General features: G+C 45.9%; 28 protein-coding genes. 20 read left to right on the top strand and 8 right to left on the bottom strand.

Annotated elements, in window-relative coordinates:
- Positions 1-58 precede the first annotated feature (58 nt).
- The 4 genes from ctaD to QUA78_RS00885 all read left to right on the top strand — a co-directional run bounded on the left by ctaD (position 59) and on the right by QUA78_RS00885 (position 4,471).
- Positions 59-1,864, top strand: coding sequence for a cytochrome c oxidase subunit I (gene ctaD, locus QUA78_RS00900; protein WP_333303615.1), 1,806 nt, complete (start codon positions 59-61; stop codon positions 1,862-1,864).
- A 136-nt stretch (positions 1,865-2,000) separates the two neighbouring features.
- Positions 2,001-2,624 carry a heme-copper oxidase subunit III gene (locus QUA78_RS00895; protein WP_333303616.1) on the top strand — a complete coding sequence of 208 codons (624 nt, stop codon included), beginning with the start codon at positions 2,001-2,003 and terminating at the stop codon, positions 2,622-2,624.
- A 74-nt stretch (positions 2,625-2,698) separates the two neighbouring features.
- Positions 2,699-3,094: an HNH endonuclease gene (locus QUA78_RS00890; protein WP_333303618.1), complete on the top strand. Its 396-nt coding sequence runs from the start codon at positions 2,699-2,701 to the stop codon at positions 3,092-3,094.
- 144 nt (positions 3,095-3,238) lie between these two features.
- On the top strand, positions 3,239-4,471 hold the full coding sequence (locus QUA78_RS00885; RefSeq protein WP_333303619.1) for a hypothetical protein: 1,233 nt from the start codon (positions 3,239-3,241) through the stop codon (positions 4,469-4,471).
- A 14-nt stretch (positions 4,472-4,485) separates the two neighbouring features.
- On the opposite strand, the gene QUA78_RS00880 is transcribed toward QUA78_RS00885, so the two are convergent.
- The 5 genes from QUA78_RS00880 to QUA78_RS00860 all read right to left on the bottom strand — a co-directional run bounded on the left by QUA78_RS00880 (position 4,486) and on the right by QUA78_RS00860 (position 7,983).
- The gene (locus QUA78_RS00880; protein WP_333303620.1) at positions 4,486-4,785 is read right to left on the bottom strand and encodes a (2Fe-2S) ferredoxin domain-containing protein; all 300 of its coding nucleotides are present in this window, start codon (positions 4,783-4,785) and stop codon (positions 4,486-4,488) included.
- Positions 4,786-4,907: 122 nt separating this feature from the next.
- Positions 4,908-5,882 (bottom strand): cysteine synthase A, encoded by a 975-nt coding sequence (locus tag QUA78_RS00875; protein ID WP_333398503.1) that lies wholly within the window; start codon positions 5,880-5,882, stop codon positions 4,908-4,910.
- Positions 5,883-5,947: 65 nt separating this feature from the next.
- Entirely contained in the window at positions 5,948-6,532 is a 585-nt protein-coding gene (locus QUA78_RS00870) for a Uma2 family endonuclease (RefSeq protein WP_333398501.1), read from the bottom strand.
- A gap of 35 nt (positions 6,533-6,567) precedes the next feature.
- Positions 6,568-7,149 (bottom strand): Uma2 family endonuclease, encoded by a 582-nt coding sequence (locus QUA78_RS00865; RefSeq protein ID WP_333304167.1) that lies wholly within the window; start codon positions 7,147-7,149, stop codon positions 6,568-6,570.
- A 195-nt stretch (positions 7,150-7,344) separates the two neighbouring features.
- Positions 7,345-7,983 (bottom strand): peroxiredoxin, encoded by a 639-nt coding sequence (locus tag QUA78_RS00860; RefSeq protein ID WP_172185516.1) that lies wholly within the window; start codon positions 7,981-7,983, stop codon positions 7,345-7,347.
- A gap of 161 nt (positions 7,984-8,144) precedes the next feature.
- Between QUA78_RS00860 and QUA78_RS00855 the strand changes: the two genes are divergently transcribed.
- The 8 genes from QUA78_RS00855 (at position 8,145) to QUA78_RS00820 (ending at position 14,377) form a co-directional block, all read left to right on the top strand.
- Positions 8,145-8,420, top strand: coding sequence for a hypothetical protein (locus QUA78_RS00855; protein ID WP_333304170.1), 276 nt, complete (start codon positions 8,145-8,147; stop codon positions 8,418-8,420).
- Positions 8,421-8,515: 95 nt separating this feature from the next.
- Positions 8,516-8,878 (top strand): cupin domain-containing protein, encoded by a 363-nt coding sequence (locus tag QUA78_RS00850; protein ID WP_172185512.1) that lies wholly within the window; start codon positions 8,516-8,518, stop codon positions 8,876-8,878.
- A gap of 550 nt (positions 8,879-9,428) precedes the next feature.
- Positions 9,429-10,304 (top strand): ChaN family lipoprotein, encoded by an 876-nt coding sequence (locus QUA78_RS00845; protein ID WP_333304166.1) that lies wholly within the window; start codon positions 9,429-9,431, stop codon positions 10,302-10,304.
- Between the two features lie 52 nt (positions 10,305-10,356).
- Entirely contained in the window at positions 10,357-11,616 is a 1,260-nt protein-coding gene (locus QUA78_RS00840; protein WP_333304165.1) for an AAA family ATPase, read from the top strand.
- Positions 11,613-12,263, top strand: coding sequence for a retron system putative HNH endonuclease (locus QUA78_RS00835; protein WP_333304164.1), 651 nt, complete (start codon positions 11,613-11,615; stop codon positions 12,261-12,263). The genes QUA78_RS00840 and QUA78_RS00835 overlap by 4 nt, the downstream gene beginning before the upstream one ends.
- Positions 12,264-12,600: 337 nt before the next feature.
- Positions 12,601-13,182, top strand: coding sequence for an NAD(P)H-dependent oxidoreductase (locus QUA78_RS00830; RefSeq protein ID WP_333304163.1), 582 nt, complete (start codon positions 12,601-12,603; stop codon positions 13,180-13,182).
- Between the two features lie 151 nt (positions 13,183-13,333).
- A complete protein-coding gene (locus QUA78_RS00825) occupies positions 13,334-13,804 on the top strand; it encodes a helix-turn-helix domain-containing protein (RefSeq protein ID WP_333304162.1) in 471 nt (156 codons plus the stop codon).
- A gap of 3 nt (positions 13,805-13,807) precedes the next feature.
- Entirely contained in the window at positions 13,808-14,377 is a 570-nt protein-coding gene (locus tag QUA78_RS00820) for a PIN domain-containing protein (protein ID WP_333304161.1), read from the top strand.
- A 426-nt stretch (positions 14,378-14,803) separates the two neighbouring features.
- On the opposite strand, the gene QUA78_RS00815 is transcribed toward QUA78_RS00820, so the two are convergent.
- Positions 14,804-15,637 (bottom strand): inositol monophosphatase family protein, encoded by an 834-nt coding sequence (locus tag QUA78_RS00815; RefSeq protein WP_333304159.1) that lies wholly within the window; start codon positions 15,635-15,637, stop codon positions 14,804-14,806.
- Between the two features lie 72 nt (positions 15,638-15,709).
- Positions 15,710-17,143 carry a BCD family MFS transporter gene (locus QUA78_RS00810; protein ID WP_333304158.1) on the bottom strand — a complete coding sequence of 478 codons (1,434 nt, stop codon included), beginning with the start codon at positions 17,141-17,143 and terminating at the stop codon, positions 15,710-15,712.
- 150 nt (positions 17,144-17,293) lie between these two features.
- Between QUA78_RS00810 and QUA78_RS00805 the strand changes: the two genes are divergently transcribed.
- The 8 genes from QUA78_RS00805 to QUA78_RS00770 all read left to right on the top strand — a co-directional run bounded on the left by QUA78_RS00805 (position 17,294) and on the right by QUA78_RS00770 (position 25,015).
- Positions 17,294-18,238: an aldo/keto reductase gene (locus QUA78_RS00805; RefSeq protein ID WP_333304169.1), complete on the top strand. Its 945-nt coding sequence runs from the start codon at positions 17,294-17,296 to the stop codon at positions 18,236-18,238.
- Between the two features lie 163 nt (positions 18,239-18,401).
- The gene (locus tag QUA78_RS00800; protein ID WP_333304157.1) at positions 18,402-18,917 is read left to right on the top strand and encodes an isoprenylcysteine carboxylmethyltransferase family protein; all 516 of its coding nucleotides are present in this window, start codon (positions 18,402-18,404) and stop codon (positions 18,915-18,917) included.
- A 59-nt stretch (positions 18,918-18,976) separates the two neighbouring features.
- Entirely contained in the window at positions 18,977-20,413 is a 1,437-nt protein-coding gene (locus QUA78_RS00795) for a hypothetical protein (protein ID WP_333304156.1), read from the top strand.
- A gap of 390 nt (positions 20,414-20,803) precedes the next feature.
- Positions 20,804-22,390, top strand: coding sequence for a chloride channel protein (locus QUA78_RS00790; protein WP_333304155.1), 1,587 nt, complete (start codon positions 20,804-20,806; stop codon positions 22,388-22,390).
- Between the two features lie 62 nt (positions 22,391-22,452).
- Positions 22,453-23,364 carry an Rpn family recombination-promoting nuclease/putative transposase gene (locus QUA78_RS00785; RefSeq protein WP_333304154.1) on the top strand — a complete coding sequence of 304 codons (912 nt, stop codon included), beginning with the start codon at positions 22,453-22,455 and terminating at the stop codon, positions 23,362-23,364.
- Positions 23,365-23,421: 57 nt separating this feature from the next.
- The gene (locus QUA78_RS00780) at positions 23,422-24,003 is read left to right on the top strand and encodes an HAD family hydrolase (protein WP_333304153.1); all 582 of its coding nucleotides are present in this window, start codon (positions 23,422-23,424) and stop codon (positions 24,001-24,003) included.
- A 176-nt stretch (positions 24,004-24,179) separates the two neighbouring features.
- A complete protein-coding gene (locus QUA78_RS00775) occupies positions 24,180-24,659 on the top strand; it encodes a J domain-containing protein (RefSeq protein WP_333304152.1) in 480 nt (159 codons plus the stop codon).
- An 83-nt stretch (positions 24,660-24,742) separates the two neighbouring features.
- Entirely contained in the window at positions 24,743-25,015 is a 273-nt protein-coding gene (locus QUA78_RS00770; protein ID WP_333191356.1) for a DUF3143 domain-containing protein, read from the top strand.
- 309 nt (positions 25,016-25,324) lie between these two features.
- Here QUA78_RS00770 and QUA78_RS00765 read toward each other — a convergent pair whose 3' ends face one another.
- Positions 25,325-26,071: an isoprenyl transferase gene (locus tag QUA78_RS00765; protein WP_333191354.1), complete on the bottom strand. Its 747-nt coding sequence runs from the start codon at positions 26,069-26,071 to the stop codon at positions 25,325-25,327.
- Positions 26,072-26,073 lie beyond the last annotated feature (2 nt).

Here is a 26,073-nt window from a genome sequence, read left to right as displayed (position 1 = left end):
CACTGGGTCTTCGATCCTGAGCTAATAATTAATGACTAATAACTAATGACTAATAACTATGACACAAGCACAGTTCCAAGAAAGTGCCAACACTGAGGCTCGCGGAACAGCGCCCGCCGATAGACATTGGCGCGACTACTTCACTTTTAATACCGACCACAAAGTCATCGGTATTCAATACCTGGTAACAACATTTATTTTCTATCTAATCGGCGGCGTGATGGCAACTTTGGTGCGAACAGAACTCGCCACCCCCGACGCCGATTTTGTCACCCCCGAACTCTACAACAGTTTATTTACTGTTCACGCGACGGTGATGATCTTCCTGTGGATCGTACCCGCCGGAGCCGGATTTGCTAACTTTTTGATCCCCTTAATGATTGGGGCACAAGACATGGCATTTCCCAGGCTGAATGCCGTTGCCTTTTGGCTGATTCCCGTAGGCGGCGTGTTGCTGTTGAGCAGTTTTTTGGTAGGAGCTCCGCAGGCGGGTTGGACTTCCTATCCGCCTTTGAGCTTAGTTACTGCTCAAGCCGGGGAAGAAATTTGGATTCTCAGCGTTTTGATTCTCGGAACTTCTTCGATTTTGGGGGCGGTAAATTTTGCCGTTACCATCTTTACCATGCGCGTTCCGAGCATGAGTCTCAATGAAATGCCTTTGTTTTGCTGGGCGATGATTGCGACTTCAGCGCTGACTTTGATTGCTACTCCAGTGTTAGCGGCAGCTTTGATTTTGCTGTCGTTTGACTTGTTAGCGGGGACGGCATTTTTTAACCCTACCGGCAACGGCGATCCGATCGTCTACCAGCATTTATTCTGGTTTTATTCGCACCCGGCAGTTTACATTATGATTATGCCCTTTTTCGGGGTGATTTCAGAAGTTTTGCCGGTGCATTCCCGCAAGCCAATTTTTGGTTATTTGGCGATCGCATATTCCAGTCTCGCAATCAGCTTTTTGGGCTTGATCGTCTGGGCGCACCATATGTTTACCAGCGGCACTCCCGGCTGGCTGCGGATGTTTTTTATGATCACTACTATGATCATCGCCGTACCAACTGGGATTAAAATATTTAGCTGGTTGGCAACTATTTGGGGAGGAAAACTCCGGCTTGTCAGCGCGATGCTATTTGGGATGGGTTTTATCTCAACATTTGTGCTCGGCGGCATCACCGGGATTATGGTGGCTTCCGTACCTTTCGACATTCACGTTCACGACACTTATTTTGTCGTCGCTCACCTACACTACGTGCTGTTTGGCGGCTCAGTGTTTGGAATTTACGCTGCTTTTTACCACTGGTTCCCCAAAATGACGGGGCGGATGATTAATGAATTTTGGGGTAGAGTTCACTTTGTTTTAACTTATGTTGGCTTTACTGTAACTTTCCTGCCGATGCACGCTTTGGGGATGCAAGGAATGCCCCGGCGGGTGGCAATGTACGACCCGAAATTTACCACAATTAATGTCATTTGTACTGTCGGTGCTTATATGCTGGCAGTGTCTACAATCCCGTTTATCATTAATGTGATTTGGAGCTGGAGGTACGGCCCGAAAGCAGGTGACAATCCTTGGCAAGCTTTGAGTTTGGAATGGATGACGACTTCGCCGCCCCCGATCGAAAATTTTGAAGGAGTGCCGGTATTGGCAACGGGGCCTTACGATTACGGCATGGAAAAAATTCAGCGTACTGGGGAACGTCTCAGGCTCAAGCTGAGGGAAAATGCCACCCGCAACGCCCAGAAAACAGGTATTCCTATTGCGGAGGCTCAAGCTTCAACTTTCTTGGGCCGTACTGCAACTTTGGTCGCTCCTGAATCAGAGATAGATGTTGATTCTCCTGCTGATGAAAGTCAAGATGGCGAATAGTCATTAATTATCAGGCATTAGTCATTGGGCATTGTTGACTGTTGACTGTTGACTGTTGACTGTTGACAACTGCCCACTGACAACTGCCCACTGACAACTGCCCACTGACAACTGACTTCTTCATTACCAATTTCTTATGCAAATTCCAGCGATCGATCCGGCCAAAACAGCCCTGAATTACCACCACGAGGCTGAGGTAGAAGCACACGGTGTGGAGCATCCCGACCACCGAATGTTAGGTGTAATTGTGTTCCTGTGCGCTGAAGGCATGATATTTTTCGGTATGTTTGCCGCGTATTTGATTTATCGGGCGATGGCCCCCGTGTGGCCTCCTGAAGGTACGCCGGCGCGAGAGTTATTGCTGCCGGGAATTAATACGGTAATTCTGATTGCTAGCAGTTTTGTGATTCACAATGCTGATACTGCAATCAAAAAAAATGATGCCGCCGGAATGCGGAATTGGCTGCTCGTAACTATTGCTATGGGCGCAGTTTTCTTGTTCGGTCAGGTTTACGAATACACTCATTTAGAGTTTGGCTTGACGACCAATTTGTATGCCAGTTGCTTTTACGTTTTGACTGCTTTTCACGGCTTGCACGTTACGTTGGGAGTGCTGCTGATGGTGGCGGTGGTGTGGCGATCGCGCGCGCAAGGTCATTATTCTAGCGAGCACCACTTCGGAATCGAAGCGACTGAGATTTACTGGCACTTTGTGGATGTTATTTGGATTGTCTTGTTTTTGTTGCTGTATATTTTGTGATCCCAGAGGCTTTTGGGCCTCTGCCGCAAGAGATTTGTAGGACCCCCAATTGGGGGTTTTTTATTGTTTGGAGAGTGCGATCGACTTTCATTCACCCTCTCAAAGCCGATCGCGCTAAACTAAAAGTAGCAATTCTCCTATCCAGCAGCATTGAGAAAATTATGCAGTGCGAATTGTGCGATCGACAAATGGAAGCATTAACCGCCCATCACCTCATCCCCAAACAAAACACCAAGCGGAAAAACGAAGACCCAAGCCCGACAATCGACATTTGCTCCGCTTGTCACCGCCAGATTCACTCTCTATTTGAGAACAAACACCTCGCCCAAGAGCTCAATACCCTGGAAAAGCTCAAAAATAACCCAGAACTCCAGAAATTTGTCTCTTGGATTAAGAAACAAAAAACCGACAAACGCATTCAAGTACGCGGCAAAAAAGCTCGATCGCAGGGCCACAACTCATATATATAGTCCTGGACGCAGTTACTGTCTGAGGCCCGGTTTCTTCATTAATTTTTCGTTTCCCAACCCAAAATTTTGCACAGCAGCCCGGTTTGTTTGCGTAAATCCTAGTATAGTGATTTACTTATTCGTAACAAGCTGCCAACAATTATCATGAACCTCACCTCCCTCGAACTCGCAAAAGACCGAGCGCGCATCTTCAAAAACTACCTCCAAATGGAAATAGATGCTAAAGCTAACATAAACAAACTAGCTTTTTTAGACCGGGGCATTGAAAAATCCCCTTACCAACAAGAAATTAAAAACTATCCCGATTATCTCAAACAAAAACCCGACGGCTTAAAAGTAATTAGCTCTATTCCCGGACCCAATAATCCCCTTAAACTTACCCCATTTCCCAGCCTGGGAGAACTACCTCAAATTAACTCTCAAGCTTTAAGTTTCCTCCACGAAGACATCAAAGAAGCCTGCGTTTGCATTGGTACTTTTGTAGAGGGCAAAATTCAGGCGCAGTGGCTAGGAAAAAACGCGCTTACCAATTCTGAGCAGTGGAGTGCCACTAAAATTATTGCACTCCTTAATATCGTCAGTCAAGTAAATAGCAAATATCCCGACTGCGACATTGACAACTGCGTTGTTAGAGATGGCAACGGGCTAAGACACGATTTTTACTTTTACGATGTAGCAAAAGACATGATTAACTATGCCTCAACTATAGCAAGTTCAAACTCCTTAGCTGCGATGTTCAAACGCTTCGATACTCGCATAGGACTAGAGCAATGGCTGAAGAGCGCTACTGGCAATAATGACCTAATTTTTCGCGGCGATTACGGCGAAAATCCTTATCACAACAACCCAAAAATATTCGATCTCACCAAAAAACAAGTGCTGCTAAGTGCCGCATTAAACAGCACCAAACAAAAAAATTCCGTATCTGCTTATGATTTGACCAGGCTGATTTCCATGTTAGGATGGCACTTCCACATCGAACAGCGATCGCGCATGAAAGCATCTCAGTGGAACAGCTTAGAAAGCATTGTCAGAGCAATGGGACACGACAGCGCTCGATATGTGGACGTAGCAATTAAAACTTTGGGGATGGATAGCCTGATCACTTCTCCAGTAATTATCTCAAAATTGGGTTACGGACTGAGCTCGATCAGGGGAACCCTAGAAACAGTTTATGTGGCTTTAGTGCGGTTTGTTGACGAGCGGCCGAAGGCGGCGGGAAAGCCGGCAAAACTCAGAACTTTAGCCATGACTTTGCGGGCAGAAAAAGCTGTAGGCGGTTCCAGCAGTGTCGATCGCCTAGCGATAGAACTCGACGCCAGATTTTGCGCCGAAGTCACGGAAATTCTCCGCCGGTTGTTTGCGGAAGAATATTAAACGCGGGCGATTGACTAATGAGAGAGTCGGTGAAACTTGCGGTAAAGCATCCTGTTCACCGGCTTTGCCTCCCGCAAATGTTGCTCAGTTATTGCCGCAACTTCCTCCTGGCAAACACCGCTGTACCAAACCTCTTCTGGCAGCACTAACACCATCGGCCCGTTGCCGCACTGTCCCAAACAACTGCTAGCAACAACTTCAACTTCTGAGGGCGACAATTTCTGAAAAGCTGCCAGTACCTTTGCTGAATTTTGCTTGCGACAAGTGCGGTTTTGGCAAACAAGAACTCGCCTAGAAGATTCGATGATTTTCATGTTTTTTACTTGACAGTCTGGTACATATATGCTATTTTTTTATCATGGGAATATGTGCGCGCATATATACTCTAATTTGATATATGCCCAAATTTTAAGGTGCGCCGCAACGCACCCTACGGTTAATCTGGTGACAGACCTTTGGAAGCCAACCATTGTCGATCGAACAAACGCGACTGATACCGAGCCCCGCCGTCGCAGAGTACCGTAACAATCGTATGTCCAGGCCCCATTTGCTTCGCTAAAGCCACGGCCGCCCCCACATTAATCCCCACAGAACCGCCCATAAACAGCCCTTCTTTCCTCAGCAGTTGGTAAATCACCCTCACAGCTTCAGTATCGTTAATTTGGATGGCGTCGTCTACCGGGGCATTCTCCATATTTGCAGTGACGCGAGTGGTGCCAATTCCCTCAGTAATCGAACTGCCTTCAGTCTTAATTTCCCCAGTTTTGAAATAACTGTAAAGCCCGCTGCCCATCGGGTCTGCCAAGACAATTCTAACAGCAGGATTTTTTTCTTTCAAAAACATTCCTACCCCAGCAAAAGTGCCGCCTGTACCCGTTGCGGCTACCCAAGCATCAATTTTCCCATTTGTTTGTTCCCAAATTTCCGGGCCAGTTGTCTCGTAATGAGCTCGGCGATTGGCTAAATTGTCAAACTGATTTGCCCAGACTGCATTTTCCATTTCCGCAGCCAATCTTCCCGACAATTTGACATAATTATTCGGGTCTTTGTAAGGAACAGCGGGAACAGTCCGAACTTCAGCGCCCAAGGTTTTCAAAGCATCGATTTTTTCTTGAGATTGGTTATCGGGAATCACAATCAAACATTTGTAACCTTTAGCGTTGCAAATGTGTGCCAAACCGATGCCAGTATTGCCGGCAGTGCCTTCAACAACCGTGCCGCCCGGTTTTAGCAAGCCTTTTTCTTCTGCATCTTTGATGATGTATAAAGCAGCCCTATCTTTAACGGAACCGCCGGGATTGAGAAACTCTGCTTTACCGAGAATTTCGCAGCCAGTTTCATCGCTGAAGCTGTTTAACCGAATTAGTGGCGTGTTGCCGATTGTGCCTACAAAGCCGTTTTTAATATCCATATTTTTTGCCTGTTTGCATTCTATTATTAATTTTTACAATAAGTTGATATTTATTGCTAGCAGTTTTACCAAATCTTGCTCATATTGAGTACGAATCCCGGCAAAACGGGGTCGCCGCTAACTGTAGCCGGATTCTCCAAACATTCCTCTGGCCAACCAGGACGGTAAATATAAACGCGGCGATTTTTGCGGTCAATCAACCAGCCTAACTGCACTCCTGGTTCTCTCATATATTCTTGCATTTTTTCTTGCAAGGGCTTGAGATTGTCAGAAGCCGACCTCAGTTCTACTACAAAATCCGGGCAAATCGGGGCAAACTTTTGCTTTTGTTCTGGTGACAAAGCATTCCATCTTTCCAATTTTATCCAAGCAGCATCCGGCGACTTTTCTGCACCTGTTGACAGAGTAAATCCTGTACTCGAAGTAAACGCTAAACCAGTACCATTTTGTTCTGCCCAAACCCAAAGTGGCCCAAATATATTACCTTCTCGGTTTCCCGTCTCCGAACCAGTAGGCGGCATAATTAGCAATTCTCCCGATTTGTTGCGTTCTATGCGTAATTCACTATTGATTTGACAGAACTCGAAAAACTGGTCATCTGTCATTTGCAATTCTGGTGGTATTCGCAACACAATTGTTGATGTCAACATAATTGATTTCCTCGATCGTTGCTCCTATACTCAGCTTACCAAATCTTGCTCATATTGAGTACGAATCCGGGCAAAACGGGGTCGCCGCTGACTGTCGCGGGATTCTCCAAACATTCCTCTGGCAAACCGGGACGATAGATGTAAACTCTGCGATTTTTGCGGTCAATTAACCAGCCTAACTGCACTCCCGGTTCTCTCATATATTCTTGCATTTTTTCTTGCAATGGCTTGAGATTGTCAGAAGCCGACCTCAGTTCTACTACAAAATCCGGGCAAATCGGGGCAAACTTTTGCTTTTGTTCTGGTGACAAAGCATTCCACCTTTCCAGTTTAATCCACGAGGCATCTGGAGACTTGTCACCCATTGCAAGTTTAAATCCCGTACTGGAGTCAAAGCAGATACCGGTTCCATCTTGCCCGGCCCAAATATACAACTCTCCAAAGAGGCTACCGCTGCGATTTCCAGTCTCCGAACCAGTAGGGGGCATAATTAGCAATTCTCCCGATTTGTTGCGTTCTATGCGCAATTCACTATTGATTTGACAGAACTCGAAAAACTCGTCGTCTGTCATTTGCAATTTTGGCGGTATTCGCAACACAATTGTTGATGACAGCATTTTGCCTTTCCTCAAATCTAAAGTGTTTACACAAGATTGCACAATTTTTTTGTTTGTAGTGAGGAATCAAGTCCTCAAAAATCAGGATTAAGGACTCAATTCCTAACTACAAGCTGGTTTGAGGCGCGAATTATAGAGGTAAGGTGTGCAGTACACACCTTACATAATTAGGTTCTGCGTCCAGGAATGTTAAACCTATTTATTCGGCTGAGGAGTCATCCGCAAATAAGGCTTAACCGGTGTGTAACCTTTAGGAAATTTCTCTGCCAATTCTGCGGGGTCGGTAATCGAAGGTACGATTACGCAATCGTCGCCGTCTTTCCAATCAACTGGAGTCGCAACGCTGTATTTGTCTGTAAGTTGCAAGGAATCGATTACTCGCAAGATTTCATTAAAATTCCGACCAGTGCTCGCCGGATAAGTAATGCTCAAACGCAATTTCTTTTCCGGGTCAATTACAAAAACTGTGCGGATTGTTAAGTTGTTCAGCGAGTTGGGATGGATCATGTCGTAAATGTCGGAGACTTTACGATCGCCATCTGCTAAAATCGGATAATTGAGGGTGACATTTTGAGTTTCCTCAATATCTTTAATCCAGCCCATGTGAGAATCCACATCATCGACGCTGAGGGCAATGGTTTTGACGCCCCGCTTTTCAAATTCCGACTTGAGACGGGCCACTGCACCGAGTTCTGTCGTGCACACTGGAGTATAGTCTTTCGGGTGAGAAAACAACACTACCCAGCTATCGCCGGCCCAGTCGTAGAAATTGATTTCCCCTTCAGATGAAGCTTGGGTAAAGTTGGGAACTGTATCGCCTAATCGCAGAGTCATAACTGATTTCCTCTAATTTTATTTAAGGACTGTTCCTTATCATGCCATAATTGCCCGGTTTCTCGATCGAGCTGTAAAGGATTCTAAACTTTTTGATCGATCGATCGCCAATTCCACTACTGTAATGTATTGTGTGGCTTCTAACCCTGAATTTGATTGCTATGCTTTACTTTTTGCTTAAGGCAATACAGCCTGTTTTAGTCCCGCTGTGTTTTGTCTCCGCCTGGGGTTTAGTTTTTTTGCTCTTTTCGAGTATCGGGCGCACTGTCGCCGACTCCCTGCGCCGAGCTCAGCGGATGCACCAAATCCCTTGTGCTAACTGCGTATTTTTCACCGGCGACTACCACCTCAAGTGTCCCGTTCAGCCTACAATAGCTTTATCTGAAGATGCGATCGACTGTCCTGATTATCGATCGCATTCGGGAATTTACGGTTAAAAAATCCGGTCGCCACTTTACATATTTCTTAACATTTCTGGCTCTTTCAATTAAACTTAAGTTGTGGTCAAGAGATTTTCAGGAGTGTGGAAAGAATGCTAATTCAAAAGCTAAATGCCTGCGACGAGTTTATTGCTGGCGACGGTACTCAACTGCGAGAATTGCTGCATCCAGACAAACAAGCTGTGGATTTGCGTTACAGTTTAGCGCACGCCGCTTTGCCACCGGGACAAACTTCTGTGCTGCACTCCCTGACAACTTCTGAAGTTTACTACATCCTCAGCGGCGTTGGAGAAATGCACATCGACGACGAAAATCAATTCGTGGAAGCTGGAGATGCAGTTTACATTCCTCCAAACGCCAAGCAGTTTATTTACAACTGCGGCACAGAGCCACTAATATTTATTTGTATCGTCGATCCCGCGTGGCGAAAGGAAGACGAGACAATTTTCCAGTAATTTTCTAGTTTTTCTCCTTGTATGCTTGTTACCCGGCTCTGCCCGGTAACGCATATCTAGAGGCTCTGCCTCTACTGAAAAAAACATCACAAACCGAAAATCTCTTTTAACAACAACAGCACCCAGCCATATGTACCGAGTGATTTCCTCTTTTTTCAACTTCGATGTGGAGTTGCAATAATCCTCGGATTCAGTTGCATTGCTCCCCTCTAATTAGTTGAGGAAGTATCAGCTTTGTTGGTGGGTGCTGCTATTGGTTTTTAATGAGACAGATGTGAGATTAAACAGCGTTTTTACTCCTTCGATTCTATTGTGAACTTCGCTGTGGTATCTGGATTTTGTATCTGTCGGAGAAGCTTTTTGTTTGCTTCATATTATTAATTTACCACCTTCTTCTAGAAGCGCAAGTACCTGCAACTAAACTTTACATTTTTAGAAGTAACCACGGATAATTATGAACTTAAATTAAGTATTGAGCTTTCTAGCTGCTCAGCTAAAATAGTAGAGTTCGGCTGTGCTTGCTGCTGCGAGAAACAGGCATAATATTTGTATGAAAACAAGCAAACTCATCAAACTGTGCGCCTTATCGCTGAGTATCTTTCTGCTGTGCAGCAGTGCAGTGACAGCGCAAACGACGGGGAACCCTCAACCTCCGCAGACTTACACTAACCAAGAGATTCTGCAACAGTTGGTGAAGGCAAAAGTCGTTTATCTGGGAGAAACCCACGATAGCGCGGAAGACCACCAAGCTCAACTAAAGATTGTCCGAGAAATGCAGCGGCAAAATCGGAAAATTGCGATCGCCCTAGAAATGTTTCAGCGCCCCTTTCAAAGCGCGATCGACAACTACTTAGCAGGTAAACTGACTGAAGAGCAATTAGTCGAGCAAACAGAGTACGATCGCAGGTGGCGTTTTCCCTGGGAATATTACGCCCCCATTTTGCGGTTTGCCAAAGAAAATCAACTACCAGTCATCGCCTTAAATACACCATCCGAAGTAACGAGAAAAGTTGCCAGTCAAGGTTTAGAAAGCCTCACTGCAGAGGAAAAAAAGTACATTCCCCCAATATCCGAAATTCGCACCGACAACGCCGAATACCGGCAAATGCTGCTAGAAGTTTACCAGCAACACCAAAAGGCAGGACAGGGAAACAGTACGGCTTTTGAAAGATTTTTACAAGCCCAAGTTTTGTGGGACGAAACTATGGCGGAAAAAATAGCTGAATTTGTCAAAGCCAACCCCGACTATCAAGTTGTGGTGTTGGCGGGAAAAGGACACATTATTTACGGTTACGGCATTCCCAGTCGCGTCGAGAGGCGTTTGGGAGTCGGGAATGTAAAAGTGCGATCGATCTTATTCAATTCCAGTGAAAATCTTCCTTTGTCGGCAGATAGACCCATTGCTGACTTTGTTTGGAAGCATTGATTTGATATGATCTCAAAAATATAACCCACTCAGCCAGAGGGAGAACCAAATCGTGAAAATCAAGCGTCTAAAAATGAACTCATTCCGAGGCATCAGCGATTTGACCCTGAAGTTTGATACAACAGATGAGCCGACTGTGTTCATCGGTATCAACGGTGTGGGGAAGTCCAGCATACTTGAGTGTTTGGCTATTCTTCTCTCCTGGCTGACAAAGCGAATTCAAACTCCCAATAGTAATGGACGTTCTTTCAACGAAGATGATATCAAAAACGGATGCAAAGAAACTCACAACGAAATTACAATTTCAATCAATGACTGGCCGGAAGTGGTATGGTCTTTAACCAAGGTTCGTAAAGAGCGAAGCAAGGATACTAGCAGCAACCTTGGGAACTTAAAAAAAGTTGTCGATCAGATACACAGTCAGTTAGATGCTAATTCTTACGAAGCATTGCCTCTGGCTGTTTACTATCCAACTAACCGTGCCGTACTTGATATTCCTTTGGAGATTAAGACGAAACATTCGTCTGAGCCGATAACTGCTTATGACGAGGTTCTCACGGGAGGGCAGATCGATTTTAGGCGCTTTTTTGAATGGTTTAGAGATCGGGAAGATTTAGAAAACGAATTACGACTAAATAATACTAATGAGTATCGCGATCGCCAACTAGAAGCAGTCAGATATGCGATCGCTAACTTACTAGACGGCTTGTCAAATTTACGGGTTAGGCGATCGCCTTTGTTGCGAATGACTGCAGACAAACAAGGCGAGGAACTGATCGTCAATCAAATATCCGATGGTGAAAAATGCTTGTTAGCACTAGCAGGAGATTTAGCAAGGCGTTTGGCGATCGCAAATCCGAATCCAGATTGCAATCCGCTTGAGGGCTCCGGCGTTGTTTTGATTGACGAGATTGAGCTCCACTTGCACCCAAAATGGCAACGGGCGATTATTCCGAATCTTAAAAAAACATTTCCAAATTGCCAGTTTATAATTACGACTCATTCGCCACAGGTAATCAGCGATCTCAAATGGGTTCATCTTTTGAGGTCAACATCTGAAGGAATTGCGATCGAGCGAGTACCATCCTTTGGGAAAGATAGCAATCGGATTCTAGAAACGCTTATGGGAACTCCAGAACGTCCGCAGGAAATTAAGGAAGCTTTACGTGAATTGTTTGGCTTGATAGACAAGGGCGAACTCGGAAAGGCACGGCAATTTCGCCAAAATTTAGCAGACAAAATGGGAGAAGAAGATCCTGAATTTGTGAGAGCAGATTGGCTAATTCAACGCAAGGAAATTCTCAATAAATGAAATATATTCAAAAGGGGAAAGAACATCAAATTTTTTCTGAATGGAAGGCTCAACAGAGGTCTCTCGGTGTCAACTATGCTGATTACGAATATCTTCTCAACCCTGAGAGAAAAGCGGTACACATTTCTTTGCTAAGTGAACAAGGCTATATTTGCTGCTACTGCTGTAAGAGTGTTGACCAAAGTAATAGCCATATTGAACATCTAGACCCCCAGAGCAAGACTGATTTAGAATTATCTGTTGAGTACACAAATATGCTAGCTTCTTGTGGCCGAGATACAAATAAGCCAGAGTATCGTTGGCCAGAGTATTGTGGCAATAAGAAGGGGGATCTTGCGATCGGGGTTTCGCCACTACAAGCCAACTGTGAAGAATTTTTTGATTACTCTAGCACTGGTGAGATACTGCCAACTGCAAATAATTTAGCTCATCAAAAAGATGCTCAAACAACCATTAAAGTTTTGGGACTCAATCATTTTGACTTAACAGAGGGACGAAAGCAAGCATTTGAAGCATTGCAAGGAATAACACAGGAAGAGGCAGAATTATTAGCTCAAGTTTGTCAACAAATGAATGCACAAGGGCAATACCAGCCTTTTTGTAATGCAGTTTTGTGTTTTGTCAAAAATTATTTTGGTGTTTCTTAAGTTTAATGTTATCCAAAGATTGCGCGCTCGACGATCGGACTTAATATAAACTTTACCCCACCGCATCACCCGATCGCACAAAATTAAATCGCCCGATCGCCGATTGCATAAACTCGATGCACCAAGGCACACTTTACATATCGGTCATCGGTCGGCTATATTTACTACAAACCGCGCGCCTGGTGTGGGAGACTCCTCCGTCACGCCTGCCCGGTTTTTTGTTGGTGACAATTTATTTAACTAATATATCTTAAGGAAAGAGACAGCGAGCCCCTTCCTTTGCTAAAATTTATCTTGGAAATGTCAAGATTATCTTGTCAAAATATCAGGAAATACCGTGAACAATAGACCAAAAATACTTGCATTTGCCGGAAGTACCCGCGAAGCATCCTATAACAAACTGCTGGTAAAAGTTGCGGCGGCTGGGGCTAGGGCGGCGGGTGCAGAAGTTACTTATGTAGATTTGCGCGATTTGCCGATGCCGCTATTTGACGAAGATTTAGAAGCAAAAGAGGGAATGCCAGAAAATGCTCGGCACTTGAAGGAATTGATGGTAGGGCATGATGGGTTTTTGATAGCTTCTCCTGAGTATAACAGTTCAATTACGCCTGTGCTGAAAAATGCGATCGATTGGGTATCGCGCCCAGCACCGGGTGAACCGGGATTGGTGGCATTTACTGGTAAAGTAGCGGTAATTATGAGTGCTTCCCCAGGCGGAATCGGCGGTTTGCGGGGATTAGTGCATTTGCGATCGATCCTGGGGAATATTAACGTATTGGTGCTCCCCGATCAGAAAGCAGTTCCCCAAGCTTTTGAAGCATTTAATGCTGACGGTACGATGAAAGATCCCAAACAGCAGGACTCTGTGGAGAATCTCGGTGCTAAGTTGTCTAATGTGCTGTCGAAATTAATCGCATAAGGCAATAAATTCATTTTGCAGTAGGGACACAACATTGTTGTGTCCCAATCCCAGCATCTGTTATTTTGCTGGCTGCATCAAGTGCGATCGCCTCGCAAAAAAATTGCTACGATCGTAGTCGATCGCCTGTTATTCTCACCCCCAAATTAACATGACATTCACCGGAGATCCCGACTCAGCACCTGCTTTGCCGACACCAGCAGAAGCAGCGGTTGCCAAAACCAGCAGCCGCGCTTTAGAATCGCACTTGCAAAATCATCCGTCTGGCGAATCCCTCAAATTGATATTAAACGAAAAAGAGGGAAAGACAATTGACATACCTGCCGCAGCGTTGCCACTGCTGTTAGCAATTTTGCAACAGACAAGCAGCGGCAATACTGTCAAGCTAACTCCAATTACTAAAGAACTTCATATTTATCAAGCAGCAGACATTCTGGGAGTTTCCGATAAATATATGCGGCAGTTGCTGGATGCGGGAAAAATTCCTTACAAGACAGTTAGGAACAGTCGCCGGATACGTTACGAAGATTTAATGGAATATAAGAAACAAAGTTCCGAAGAAAGCAGTAAAATTATGGATATGCTTGTAGATGAATCAGAAGCACTCGGTTTGTACCATTAAAACATGGCAATTTTAACTGTTGTTTACGATGCTAATGTTTTGTATTCGGCATCTCTTCGTGACTTATTTGTAGAGTTGGCAACTACCGACATAGTTGAGGCACGTTGGACTGAAGAAATTCACGACGAGTGGATGAGAAATGTACTTATAAACCGTCCCGATATAAGATTTGAACAGCTTGCTCGAACCAAAAGATTAATGAATGCAAGTGTTGAAAATTGCTTGGTGCAAGGCTATGAGACTCTTATACAAGAGTTAGAACTTCCCGATCCGGGAGATCGCCATGTCCTCGCTGCTGCAATTCACTCTCGTTCTAAGTTTATTATTACTTTCAATCTCAGAGATTTTCCTGAAGAAGCTCTTGCACCTTACGACATTTTAGCGCAGCATCCAGATGATTTTATTTTAGACTTGCTTGACCTCAACTGGCAAACAGTATGCAAAGCAGCCGAGAAACAAAGAATCCGGCTCAAGAATCCACCAAAAACGCCTGACGAGTATTTGGGAACGCTGGTAGAATTAGGACTGCCGCTGTCAGCAACTCGGATGCGAGAATTGTGCTATCGAGATTAGTTCGATCGCAAATCGCAGACTTTTCCGAGTTTCTTTCAAGGTTTATTCTTGTATCTTCCCAGAGGCTAACTCTTCAACCTAGCCAATATACCACTCATCTACTTTTTCCAACACCGCAGTAAACGTATTTTCCAGTGTGCCTCTACTTGAAAACGGGCATAATTTTATTTCCTAGAGATAATAGCTAGTGGAAAAGTTACCACAAATTGTACCAGCACCGCATCACCCGATCGACGTAAAACAAAACCACCCGATCGCAGATTGGCAGAAATAGACAACAGTAGACATACTTAAACCATCGGTCATCGGTCGGTATATTTCTTCCAAACAGCACGGCAGGCGTGGGAGACTCCTCCGTCACGCCTGCCCTGCAGTTTTATTTAATAATTGTTCGATTTCCTACGGGATAGCTTCGCTTCACCTAAATTACCCCATTTTTCTCTTCTTCCAAGCCTCCACAAACGGCAAAAACACCGACACCAACTCCTGCCGATTCATCACCAAAGTTGGATAAGAAATCCTGCCGTAATTCTTCCCCACTTCCAGCGGAAAAATAGCCTGCGATTCCAGTGGCAGCCAAACCGCACCCGCAGCTTTCACAATTACCCAACTCCCGGCAATATCCCAAATTTTCGGAGTCGCTTCCACCCCTCCCATAGCCACACCCGAAGCCACAGTCAAAAAATTGTAACTAGCCATGCCCAACATCCGAATTTTACTCGGAAGATGAGGCCCGATTCCCACACTCCGGGAACACAAATTAAAAATATGATTTCCACTCATTTTATCAGCAGTGGGACAAATCTGCCGATTGTTCAAAAACGCACCTTGAGGCATATTTGCCAATACATTGTCGCCCGCTAAATCCCCTGCATAAAAACCGTGAAAAGATTGATTCACCGGCGGCAAATGCACGCAGCCAAAAACCGGAGTTCCGCGATACAATAAACCCAAAGAAATCCCCCAAATCGGAATTCCCCGAGCAAAATTAGTCGTAGCATCCAAAGGATCGACAACCCAACACCATTCAGTATCTGGGAAAACGTGTTCTCCTTCCTCGCTCAAAATCCCGTGACTGGGAAAAGTAGATGCGATCGCACTTCTAATCTCCGCATCCGCCCAATTGTCAGACTGCGTAACCAAACTCCCATCATCCTTCTCATCCGCTTGGGCAGAACCGAAATCTTTCAAAAACTGCTGGCCGACTGTCTTGACAGTAGTCTGAGAAAAACTTAAAATAGAATCCCAAAAATCATTCATTAGTTATTGGTTATTGGTTATTTGTTATTGAAACTAACAACTGGCAACTGGTAACTGCCAACTGAGGAAATATCAGTCTAAGTCATTTTCAAGAATAGTGGCGATCGCACTTTTAGCATTATCCTGAAACTCCCCAACATCCACCCTACCCAACAGCCAAACAGCCAGAATCATACCCGCAGCCGGCACAGCAAAAACCAACCCGTAAGCCAGCATCGGCACCCCAAACAAACTCCTGCCAAAATCCAAAATAGCACCGCCGCTAACCGTCGCCACACCCCGCGCCATCGCCTGCGACAAACCCCAAGCACCAATAAAAGTGCCAGCAGTTTCTGCAGCAGTCAAATCCAACATCAAACTCAGCGCACCCGTCGTCGTAATTCCCGAAGAAAAACCAAACAACATTAAAGCCGACTTAAACACAATTGGATTTCCTGTGAATCCAGATAAAATAATTAAACTCAAACAAGTCGCCACCGACAAACAGCCCAACCTAATCGTATTTTGCTTGCCAATTCGCGGCACAATTAAAAAACCAGTTGCGCTCAAACCGATCAGAGTACCAGTACCATAAATAGCATTCAACCGAGTAGTTTCCGAAATCGGCATCTTAAAAATTTCCCCGCCGTAAGGTTCCAAAACCGCATCCTGCATAAACAAGCAAATTGTCATAACCAGCAGGAAAGTAAAAAACAAACCGGTTTGGCGGCTAGCAGTCAAAATCCGCAGCGCACTTCCCAGAGTAATTTTATCTTCTCGATTCACTGCGCTCGATCGCACCTTGTACCGCGAATACTTTTTCTCAACCCCAAAAGTCGCAATCCCCACCAACAGCAAAACAAGCGCCGGCACCTTCACAAACAAACCGTTAATCGAAGCCTGCAACACTTCCCGCGACACATCCCCGTCAATTTGCTTCAGCAAACCGCTGCTAACAATCGCCCCGATAATAATACCAACCATCAGCATCGACCACACCACACCCACCAACTTCGATCGATCCTCCTCATCCGAAACATCCACCAACAAAGCAGCAAAAGGAGTCGAACTCGAACAAATAGCAATACCGTAAAGCGCAAAAATCAAACCCAACAAACCCACCCAACCGTAAGTAGGAGTCGTCCACCCCACAGCCTCCAAACTAGCGCCCAAGCCCCACATCACCTGCACCGCCAAAAAAGCAGAAATCACAAACAAAACGCTTCCTACCCACACATAACCCGTGCGGTGATGGCCAAACAAAGGCTTAGCATCAGACATTTGCCCGAACCACACCCTAGCCGGCGCCACAAACTGGTGCATGGCCAGCGTACCAGCCACCACAGTAGCCGGAATCGCCAACTCCTTAATCATGACGCGATTGAGCACCCCCAGCGTCAAAATCGACATCATGCCCAATCCCATCTGAAACAAACCCAACCGGAACATCGTCACGAGGGAAACTCTCTTGATGGCAGGAGTCGCGGAATCTGTTAATCTTGAATCTGGCAAACGGTCGATCGACATAACTATTCAAATAAACACAGCATTTGCATTTATAGTAACTGAGATATCGCCACCAGCCGCGTTTCCTCCCCCGGCTAGAAGCTCGATCGCGATTATTCGTATAAATTCATATAAAAATAAAGAGAATCAATAACTGTGGATTTACCAACCGTGACAACCATTACCCTAGGAAAAAATGGCCCAGCCGTCATTCCCCTGTGCGTCGGAACTTGGGCTTGGGGCGACAAACTATTTTGGAACTACGGCAGCAACTACGGCGCCGCCGAAGTCGAAGCAGCATTCAAAACATCCCTAGACAGCGGAGTCAACTTCTTCGACACAGCCGAAGTCTACGGTAAAGGCTTGTCAGAAGAATTGCTGGGGCAGTTTATCAAAAAAACCAGCCAACCCGTGCAAATAGCCACCAAATTCGGCCCCCTACCTTGGCGGGTTACAGGAAAATCTGTTTCCGACGCTTTGAGTGCCAGCTTAAAACGCTTGCAAGTAGAACAAATAACCCTCTACCAAGTGCACTGGCCCTTCACTTTTTTACTCAGTCAACAAACCCTGATGAACGCCTTAGCCGATGAAGTAAAACAAGGCAGAATTCAAGCAGTAGGAGTCAGCAACTATTCAGTAGAACAGATGCGCGAAGCCCACAAAATACTAGCAGCCAGAGGCGTTCCCCTAGCAACAAATCAAGTCCGGTACTCCTTGCTGTCGCGGCAAGTAGAAAAACAAGGAATTGTGAGTGCAGCCCGTGAATTGGGGGTCACAATTTTAGCTTACAGCCCCTTAGCCCAAGGATTGCTCACCGACAAATACACAGCCCAAGAACAACCTACAGGAGCCCGCAAAATGGACTCCCGCTTCAGCAAAAGCGGCCTCGAAAAAATCGAATTAGTCATGTCCACGCTGCGGAAAATGGGCAAAAAGCGCGATCGAACTCCCGCCCAAGTTGCCCTAAACTGGTTGATATGCCAAAACGGAGTCATCCCCATTCCCGGCGCCAAAACCGCAAAACAAGCCCAAGAAAATGCAGGCGCATTAGGCTGGAATTTGAGCCAAGATGAAGTCAACCAACTAGAACTAATGACTCGTCCCTGGCTAGAATAAATTTGTTAATTGTTGACTGTTCACTGTTGACTGTTCGCTGTTCGCCGTAGGTTGGGTTTTACTTCAGCCTACCCAACCTACAGTTCACTTTCTTCTCACCTCTTCCTTCTTCCTTGCATCCGTTACATCCGTTACAAAATCCGTTGCCGAACTTCGTCTTACTATGAAAATCTTAACTGACTGGGGCTTCACGCGCGAAGGCTGGCGCAACAACAGCCGCGGCGAATATTTAGTTTTGCTTCAAGGAGCATTGCTCACAGGATTTGCAATTTTACCAGTTTATCAACTGCCAGGATTAAAAATTCAATCAAATCAATTACTTGCTCTTACCTGGATTGTAGCAAGTATTCTCGGCTTAACCGCATTAATTTTAATCATCAAAGCATTGATAGACTTAGGAAAAAATCTCACACCTTTACCGTATCCCATAGAAAACGGAGAATTAGTCCAAACAGGCATTTACGGAATAGTGCGACATCCATTATACAGTGGCTTAATTTTAGCCGCCATCGGCTGGACACTTTTTCAAATGAGCATATCGCACTTAATAGCCAGCGCAATATTAATAATATTTTTCGACATTAAAGCCAGCCGCGAAGAAACCTGGTTAACCGAAAAATATCCAGACTATTCAGAATACAGCCAGCAAGTCAAAAAACTAATTCCCGGAATCTATTAACACATCCCCTCTGCATCTGCGTTAATCCGCGTTAATCTGCTTCAATCTGCGGTTAAAAAATGAAATATCACAAAAAACTACAAATTAAACTGCTAGTATTAACACTATTTTTATGCTTGTCACAGCAATTAACAGCGTGCAGCTTTGTCACAAAACCCTTTCAACTTCCCGCCTCAGCCAAACAAGAACCCTGGCCAATTCAAACAGGCCTCCGAGCAGCCATCCTCCGCGACAACATACCAACAGTCAACCGCATAGTTTTAGTACCCGACGAAGCCACATTCTTAGCAGCTATCCACAAATGGAATCTCAAAGGCAACTGGCCTATTCTCATCGAAGACAACAAATATGCGCCCATGTTTTTGCAGCGCTTTCAACCAGAAGAAATAGTGCGTTTGCCAAGCATCAAACAGCAACTGCCAAAAGGTCAAAAACTCCAACAATTAATGCTCGACAGCGCAGCAGCAGCCTGGAATGCCACCAATACTCAAACCTTAAAAGCACAATGGAAGCAACTCGGCTGGGAACCGCCAGGAGTAGTGATTACATCAGAAAACGACCCCGCACGCTCAGCAGCAGTTGCCTTAGCAGCAGCTCACGGCCAACCTTTAGTATTTCTAGAAGGCAACTTCGGAAAACCAAACGATACCCTCAATAACACACAGTGGAAAACTTTGCAAACAGCAGTTACAAAAGCTGTCGAATCAACCGGATATTTTTACTCTCAACTCGCAGACCCGATCGACACAATAACCATTGTACGCCAACTAGCCGTAAAATATCAATCTCCTGAAAAACCAGACGAACAACTAGCCGTTACCGACGGTTTGGGACGGCACCCCAACGGCGAACGCTGGGCGGCTGTCGGCTGGATTTACGGCTCGGAAGTACGATCGATCTATCAAGCCATGTGCGCGTTATTTCTCGATACCGAAACCGCCATGCTTTATGACAGTTACCCCAAGGAAGGAAATTGGGGAAAATATGAAATGAACTCAGCAGCTAGCGGACTAAAAACCATAGATGTTAATGTCGAAGTAGTCCAGAAACCAGAATCTAGCTTGGAAAAGTGGCGGAGTTTAGCCTCAAAACCGTGGACATTTGACTTAATATTAATGAATTCCAAAGGCTATCCAAAATCATTTCAAGTCGGCAACGGCGACGCTTCTGTCGAGGACATACCAAAACTCCAATTTCCCGCAGCAATCCACATGATCCACAGTTGGTCAGCAGCAGCCCCAGATGACACAAACACCGTTGCCGGAAGGTGGCTACAAAATGGTGCTTACGCATATATTGGCAGCGTCAACGAACCTTTGTTATCTGCATTTATTCCGCCTAAATTAATGGTCGATCGCCTGAAGCGAGGGGCACCCTTTTTAATCGCAGCACGCCAGCTAGAATCCCCGCCCTGGAAAGTCGCTACCATCGGCGATCCGCTAATGTCGATCGCCAAACCCAGACCAAGAATCCCGCCCACTCAACAACCGATGTGATATTGTGCGCGATCGAGGGATTTGAAATTTGAGATTTGTGGTTTTAAGGTAAAATCTCAAATCCCCAATTATTTAATCTGAATGTTGTTTTTCACTGAGTTATCTGATATTAACAGTTCACTGATGCGATCGCCCTAAGCGCCAACACTGTAAATATACTTAATTAGCATTATCGCGAGAGTCTATCTAAGTTTGAATGTAACTCAGAATACAATTACGCCAAATCTGCTGACTCTCTGAATCGGTCATTCCACCCCAGCCGCCAGCGCAAAAAATCTACCCTAAAATACGCCTTAATTAACTTGTCAATTCCCGTAAAATCACTCAAAATTAAAAAAAGAAATAAAATGTAATATTTATCTAACTTCTCACAGAAGAATTAACCGCTAAATGAGAGTCACCCCTCCTGTGGATCTGCCGCCACCCGGGCCAACCGCAGCAACTCCCCAAGCCTCCCGCCTAAGCCCGCTATTCAACCGCCTGCACCCCAGCCCAGAAACCCTCTTGCTCATCCTCTCCCTAGTCATCGGGGGAGTTACGGGCGCAGGCGTCGTCACCTTTCACTATCTCATCCACTTCATCCACAGCCTGATGCTGGAAGACTTCATGGGGGCGATCGCCTCCAAAGGCTCTTGGACGCTAGCCTGCATTCCCACCCTCGGCGGAGTCGTCATCGGGCTGATGCGCTGGCGGTTTCGGGACTTTGGCCCGAATATGTCTTCCTTAATTGCAGCCACCCGCGGCTTGCAAGAACTCTCTCCTCTCAAGCCCATCACCAAAATGATGGCAGCCTCAGTTTCCCTCGGCACCGGCGCCTCCCTCGGCCCGGAAGCGCCCAGCGTCGAAATCGGCGCCAACTTCGGAATGCTGCTGGCTCAAGTTTTGCAGCTCTCCCCAGAACGGCAGCGCTTGCTCCTCGGCGCCGGAGCAGCAGCAGGTTTATCCGCCGGGTTTAACTCTCCCATCGCCGGAGTATTCTTTGCCTTAGAAGTCGTGCTCGGCAGCACCTTTGCCACTTCGTCAGTCAGCGTTGTCTTGCTCTCGGCGGTAGTTTCCGCGCTCATCGCTCAAATCTGCTTGGGATCTCAGCCGGCTTTTTCTTTGCCAGTCTACGATGTCCGCAGCCCCCTAGAACTGCCTCTGTACATGGGATTGGGACTTTTGGCGAGCGGAGTGTCTCTAGCGTACACAGAAGCAATTCAATTAGCCGATCGCTGTTTTCAAGGAAAACTCCGAGGATTTGCTTGGCTCGGACTAATCCCCCGGCCGCTTCATCCCATCATCGGCGGGGCCTGCGTCGGCTTAGTCGCCCTGCAATTTCCTCAAATTTTGGGTGTCGGCTACGAAACAGTCCAAGCAATGCTCCAAGATGTTAAATTTTCCTTGCCTTTGCTGCTGCTGCTGCTGTTTGTCAAACTGGCGGTGACAGCAATCAGCCTCGGCAGCGGTTTAGTGGGCGGTATCTTCGCTCCGGCGATGTTTTTGGGAGCTTCCCTGGGTTCGGCTTACGGCCTCTTTTTGGAAATGCTGCCGGCAATGAGCGATCGAGTCGCCGGCCCTCCCGCCTACGCAATGGTGGGAATGGCCGCCGTGCTCGCCGGCAGTGCCAGAGCACCGCTGACAGCCATCCTGTTGATGTTTGAATTGACTAGAGATTACCGGATTGTTTTGCCTTTGATGGCAGCAGTCGGATTGAGCGTTTGGCTGGTGGAGTGTGTCAACCGCCGATCGACAGCCCACAGCCTCAACCTTCAGCAAATGGGCGTAGACGTCGCTATCAATACACCGATCAAAGCCAGAGAACAGTTGCAGGATTGGGAAGATGTTCTGGGCGATCGCATCGTCACAGAACTGATTTCTTGCCAAATTCCCATTGATGATGACGAACACAGGGACGATGAGCCTGTGCTGGCGATCGCCAATGCACATTTGCAGGAAAATGTCAAATCATTACCTGAAACAAAATCAGCAGTTTGACCCTGATCCAATCCCGTTGGTTCGTCACAAAACCAATAACCTCAAAGCTAAATCTGACAACTATGATATTTATCAACCCTAAAACCGATTACGCCTTCAAAAAAATATTCGGTTCCTCAGAAAGCAAAGACATTCTAATTAGCTTTCTCAACGCTCTAATTTATGAAGGCAATCCCACCATTGAAGACTTAGAAATTATCAACCCGAATCTTCTTCCAAAACTTGAAGGTTTGAAAGATACTTATCTGGATGTGAAAGCAAAACTCAACGATGGCACTTTAGTAATTATTGAAATGCAAGTGCTCAACGTCCAGTCTTTTGGGAAACGAGTTTTGTACAATGCAGCGAAAACTTACGCTTTTCAATTGGAAGCAGCCCAAGGATATCGAATGCTGAAGCCAGTAATTGCTCTGACAATTACTGATTTTGAAATGTTTCCTAACAGCCCAGAATTTATTTCCAGGTTTGTGTTCAAAGAAGTCAAGACCAATTTGACTTATCCCGAAAACGAGCTGGATTTAGTGTTTGTAGAGTTGCCAAAGTTTACCAAAGGACAGGAGGAACTTGAAACTTTAGCAGACAAATGGATTTATTTTATGAAAAATGCGAGAAGTCTGACATCGGTTCCAGAAACAATGGATAGCATACCAGAAATACATGAAGCTTTTAATATTGCGAATCAAGCCAGTTTGAGCAGAGAGGAAGTGGAAGATTTGGACAGAAGAGAACAGTTTATTTATGACCAACAGGGAGCAATTATTAAAGCTGTTCAGGACGGCATAGAACAAGGCATAGAACAAGGACGAGAACAAGGACGAGAAGAAGGAATGCGAGAAAAGGCGATCGCGATCGCCAGACAATTAATTTCACAGCTAGATAATGCCACGATCAGCCAAGTTACCGGGCTTAGCGTTGAGGATGTGCAAAATTTGCGTGAAGCGAAGCTATCCCGAAGGGAATCGGGCGATTCATAGCTTAAAGTAATTGGGTACAGGATTGGCGTCAGACATAGTGATGAACAATTTTTGATTATGGATGCTCCCAAAAAACTATTGATCCTCGATCTTGATGAAACTTTAATTTATGCTACCGAAGCATCTCTCCATCGGCAAGCTGACTTTTTAGTAGAGCCCTATCACATTTACAAACGACCGTTTCTTGATGTCTTTTTGAAAAATTGCTTAGACTGGTTTGAGGTGGCAGTTTGGACATCTTCTACGCCGTCTTATGCGATCGCAATTGTGTCAGCCATCTTTAAAAACCCTAAAATTTTATCGTTTGTGTGGGCAAGCGATCGCTGCACAGTTGGTTACGATCTTGAATGGTTTGAATATTACAATCGGAAAAATATCAAAAAGGTCAAGCGCAAAGGGTATCGTCTAGAGTCAATCATTGCAGTAGATGATACGCCTCAAAAGTGGGAGCGCAGCTATGGCAATCTGGTGCGAGTAAACCCCTTTGAGGGGGATGAGACGGATAATGAATTGAAGTATTTGCAGCTTTACTTGGATAAACTCAGATATGAAGAAAATATCCGCAGTGTCGAGAAAAGGTTCTGGCGAAATCGGCTTACCCAATCGATGGGTGAGTCAGATATCTCAAACACGCAGTAAGTCGCATAACAAATCGATGAAGCGGACGGCATGAATATCTTGGTGCTGAGTTTGATGTTACTTGCTGTCGCCGATCGCCCACCCTCAACCCCTCGACATCGCAGACTGTGGCGCTACCCTCAACTCTGGGCTAAAATAGATCGAAAATTATAAACAATAGGCAGAGAGGGGCTTCGGTGGCAGGAAACGAGGCAACTGCAAAAAACAAAAGTCAAAAAATACCCGAAAAAACCCCCTTGGGTTCCACTCATTACAGCTTGTTAGGGCTGCATCCTTCAGCCTCTGCGATCGAAATTCGGCGATCGTACCGGGAACTGAGCAAACTCTACCATCCCGATACCACCGACCTGCCGCCCGCAGTCGCCACCGCCAAATTTCAACAGCTCAACAACGCCTACGCCACCCTCAGCAACCCAGAACGCCGTCTCGCCTATGACCTCAAAATAGGCTATTCTCGCCTGAACGTGATTGGGCCGCCCCCAGGCTTCAATACTCCGGTTTCGGGCTCTGGCAAAAAAACTTCCAACTCCGCTTACCTAGATCCCACGGATCGACCTCTTTCCCCCGGAGAAATGTTCGCCCTGTTTATCATGGGAGCTAGCTTAATCGGATGTTTGGTACTGGCGATCGCGATCGGCTTAATTCGCGGCAATTAAAGCCTCAAATCCCAAATCCCCAATCCTCAATCCTCAATCCCCAATCCTCAATCTAAAATCTAAAATCTAAAATCTAAAATCGCATGACTCTTCCTTCCGCTGACACTCCTTTGTACAACCATCCGCTCCCGGAAATCGAGCAGTGGCTCATCAGCCGCGGCTGCCAGCAAGACCGGCAAGAACTCCACTCCTGGCAGATCGATCGACCTACCTGGAAAGCAGAACTCTCCCTCGATATCGACCAACTCACCATCCGTTACATCAATGCTGGAGCAGACGGCCAAGATATTCAGCGAGCCTTCAAATACTCCCTCTCGCGTCAGGACATTGAATCTGCCGTTTTCTCCGGCCCCTAATTTGATTTGAGATTTGAGATTTGAGATTTCTCCTCCAATCTAAAATCTAAAATCGTTATGTTGAGCCAGAAATCAGTGTAATTGGTATTAGATTTTAGATTGGGAATCAAGGTGAGAATCAGGAGTATTAAGCGTGCAAGCATTTACATGGGAGTGCGAGGGTCCCGCTGTATTGTGCTGTGCGGGACCCTCGCAGGTCGTAAAAACGTTTTTTACTTTCATGGAGATGCTCCCTCAGAATCGACACCTACTGGGAAACTGAAAAATCAACCAAAAAATCTAAAATCTCAAATCCAAAATCCAAAATCGTTACACTTTGCCAAATCGGCGACTGCGCTGCTGATAATCAGACAAAGCGCGGTGAAACTCCGATCGATCGAAATCCGGCCACAGCGTCTCAGTAATGTAAATTTCCGAATAAGCCATTTGCCATAGCAGAAAATTGCTCAACCGCATTTCCCCGCTCGTCCGGATCAGCAAATCCGGGTCACAAACATCAGCAGTATACAAATAGCGTTTAAATAAAACCTCATCAATCTCCTCCGGCTGCAACTTGCCCTCTTTCACCTGAGTGGCGATCGCCCGACAAGCTTGTACAATCTCCTGACGCCCCCCGTAATTCGTCGCCACCGTAAACAGAATTCCCTGATTGTGCTGAGTTGCCGTCACAGAACGCTCGATTTCCGCCTGCAAAGACTTCGGCAAAGCCTGCAAATTTCCCATAAATTGAATTTGCACGTCCTCGTCCACCATCTCCCGCAATTCTTGGCGCAGCTTACCCTCAAACAAACTCATTAAAAAATCCACCTCCCCAGCCGGCCGCCCCCAATTCTCCGTCGAAAAAGCATAGGCCGTTAAAGCAGGAATCCCCCAATCTTTGCAGCAGCGCAGCAGTTCCTTCAGAGTGCTAGCTCCTCGGCGGTGTCCCGCAATCCGCGGCAACCCCTTATTCTTAGCCCAGCGCCCGTTCCCGTCCATAATCACTGCTATGTGCTTAGGCAGTAGTTCCTGTTGCAGATCCTCCGGCAACTTTTCCAAGCAAATTCCTTGACTCATGG

Source organism: Microcoleus sp. K4-B3, from assembly GCF_036704615.1.
GTDB lineage: Bacteria > Cyanobacteriota > Cyanobacteriia > Cyanobacteriales > Microcoleaceae > Microcoleus.
This window is presented reverse-complemented; position numbering and strand designations above follow the sequence as displayed.

Excerpts from the sequence above, each read along its gene's own strand:
- QUA78_RS00785 (WP_333304154.1), top strand. The coding sequence starts at position 22,453 with ATGATATTTATCAACCCTAAAACCGATTACGCCTTCAAAAAAATATTC.
- QUA78_RS00855 (WP_333304170.1), top strand. The coding sequence starts at position 8,145 with ATGCTTTACTTTTTGCTTAAGGCAATACAGCCTGTTTTAGTCCCGCTG.
- ctaD (WP_333303615.1), top strand. The coding sequence starts at position 59 with ATGACACAAGCACAGTTCCAAGAAAGTGCCAACACTGAGGCTCGCGGA.
- QUA78_RS00845 (WP_333304166.1), top strand. The coding sequence starts at position 9,429 with ATGAAAACAAGCAAACTCATCAAACTGTGCGCCTTATCGCTGAGTATC.
- QUA78_RS00870 (WP_333398501.1), bottom strand. The coding sequence starts at position 6,532 with ATGTTGACATCAACAATTGTGTTGCGAATACCACCAGAATTGCAAATG.
- QUA78_RS00860 (WP_172185516.1), bottom strand. The coding sequence starts at position 7,983 with ATGACTCTGCGATTAGGCGATACAGTTCCCAACTTTACCCAAGCTTCA.
- QUA78_RS00895 (WP_333303616.1), top strand. The coding sequence starts at position 2,001 with ATGCAAATTCCAGCGATCGATCCGGCCAAAACAGCCCTGAATTACCAC.
- QUA78_RS00770 (WP_333191356.1), top strand. The coding sequence starts at position 24,743 with ATGACTCTTCCTTCCGCTGACACTCCTTTGTACAACCATCCGCTCCCG.
- QUA78_RS00790 (WP_333304155.1), top strand. The coding sequence starts at position 20,804 with ATGAGAGTCACCCCTCCTGTGGATCTGCCGCCACCCGGGCCAACCGCA.
- QUA78_RS00800 (WP_333304157.1), top strand. The coding sequence starts at position 18,402 with ATGAAAATCTTAACTGACTGGGGCTTCACGCGCGAAGGCTGGCGCAAC.
- QUA78_RS00815 (WP_333304159.1), bottom strand. The coding sequence starts at position 15,637 with ATGAATGATTTTTGGGATTCTATTTTAAGTTTTTCTCAGACTACTGTC.
- QUA78_RS00885 (WP_333303619.1), top strand. The coding sequence starts at position 3,239 with ATGAACCTCACCTCCCTCGAACTCGCAAAAGACCGAGCGCGCATCTTC.
- QUA78_RS00850 (WP_172185512.1), top strand. The coding sequence starts at position 8,516 with ATGCTAATTCAAAAGCTAAATGCCTGCGACGAGTTTATTGCTGGCGAC.
- QUA78_RS00820 (WP_333304161.1), top strand. The coding sequence starts at position 13,808 with ATGGCAATTTTAACTGTTGTTTACGATGCTAATGTTTTGTATTCGGCA.
- QUA78_RS00880 (WP_333303620.1), bottom strand. The coding sequence starts at position 4,785 with ATGAAAATCATCGAATCTTCTAGGCGAGTTCTTGTTTGCCAAAACCGC.
- QUA78_RS00825 (WP_333304162.1), top strand. The coding sequence starts at position 13,334 with ATGACATTCACCGGAGATCCCGACTCAGCACCTGCTTTGCCGACACCA.
- QUA78_RS00865 (WP_333304167.1), bottom strand. The coding sequence starts at position 7,149 with ATGCTGTCATCAACAATTGTGTTGCGAATACCGCCAAAATTGCAAATG.
- QUA78_RS00765 (WP_333191354.1), bottom strand. The coding sequence starts at position 26,071 with ATGAGTCAAGGAATTTGCTTGGAAAAGTTGCCGGAGGATCTGCAACAG.
- QUA78_RS00780 (WP_333304153.1), top strand. The coding sequence starts at position 23,422 with ATGGATGCTCCCAAAAAACTATTGATCCTCGATCTTGATGAAACTTTA.
- QUA78_RS00810 (WP_333304158.1), bottom strand. The coding sequence starts at position 17,143 with ATGTCGATCGACCGTTTGCCAGATTCAAGATTAACAGATTCCGCGACT.
- QUA78_RS00875 (WP_333398503.1), bottom strand. The coding sequence starts at position 5,882 with ATGGATATTAAAAACGGCTTTGTAGGCACAATCGGCAACACGCCACTA.
- QUA78_RS00795 (WP_333304156.1), top strand. The coding sequence starts at position 18,977 with ATGAAATATCACAAAAAACTACAAATTAAACTGCTAGTATTAACACTA.
- QUA78_RS00835 (WP_333304164.1), top strand. The coding sequence starts at position 11,613 with ATGAAATATATTCAAAAGGGGAAAGAACATCAAATTTTTTCTGAATGG.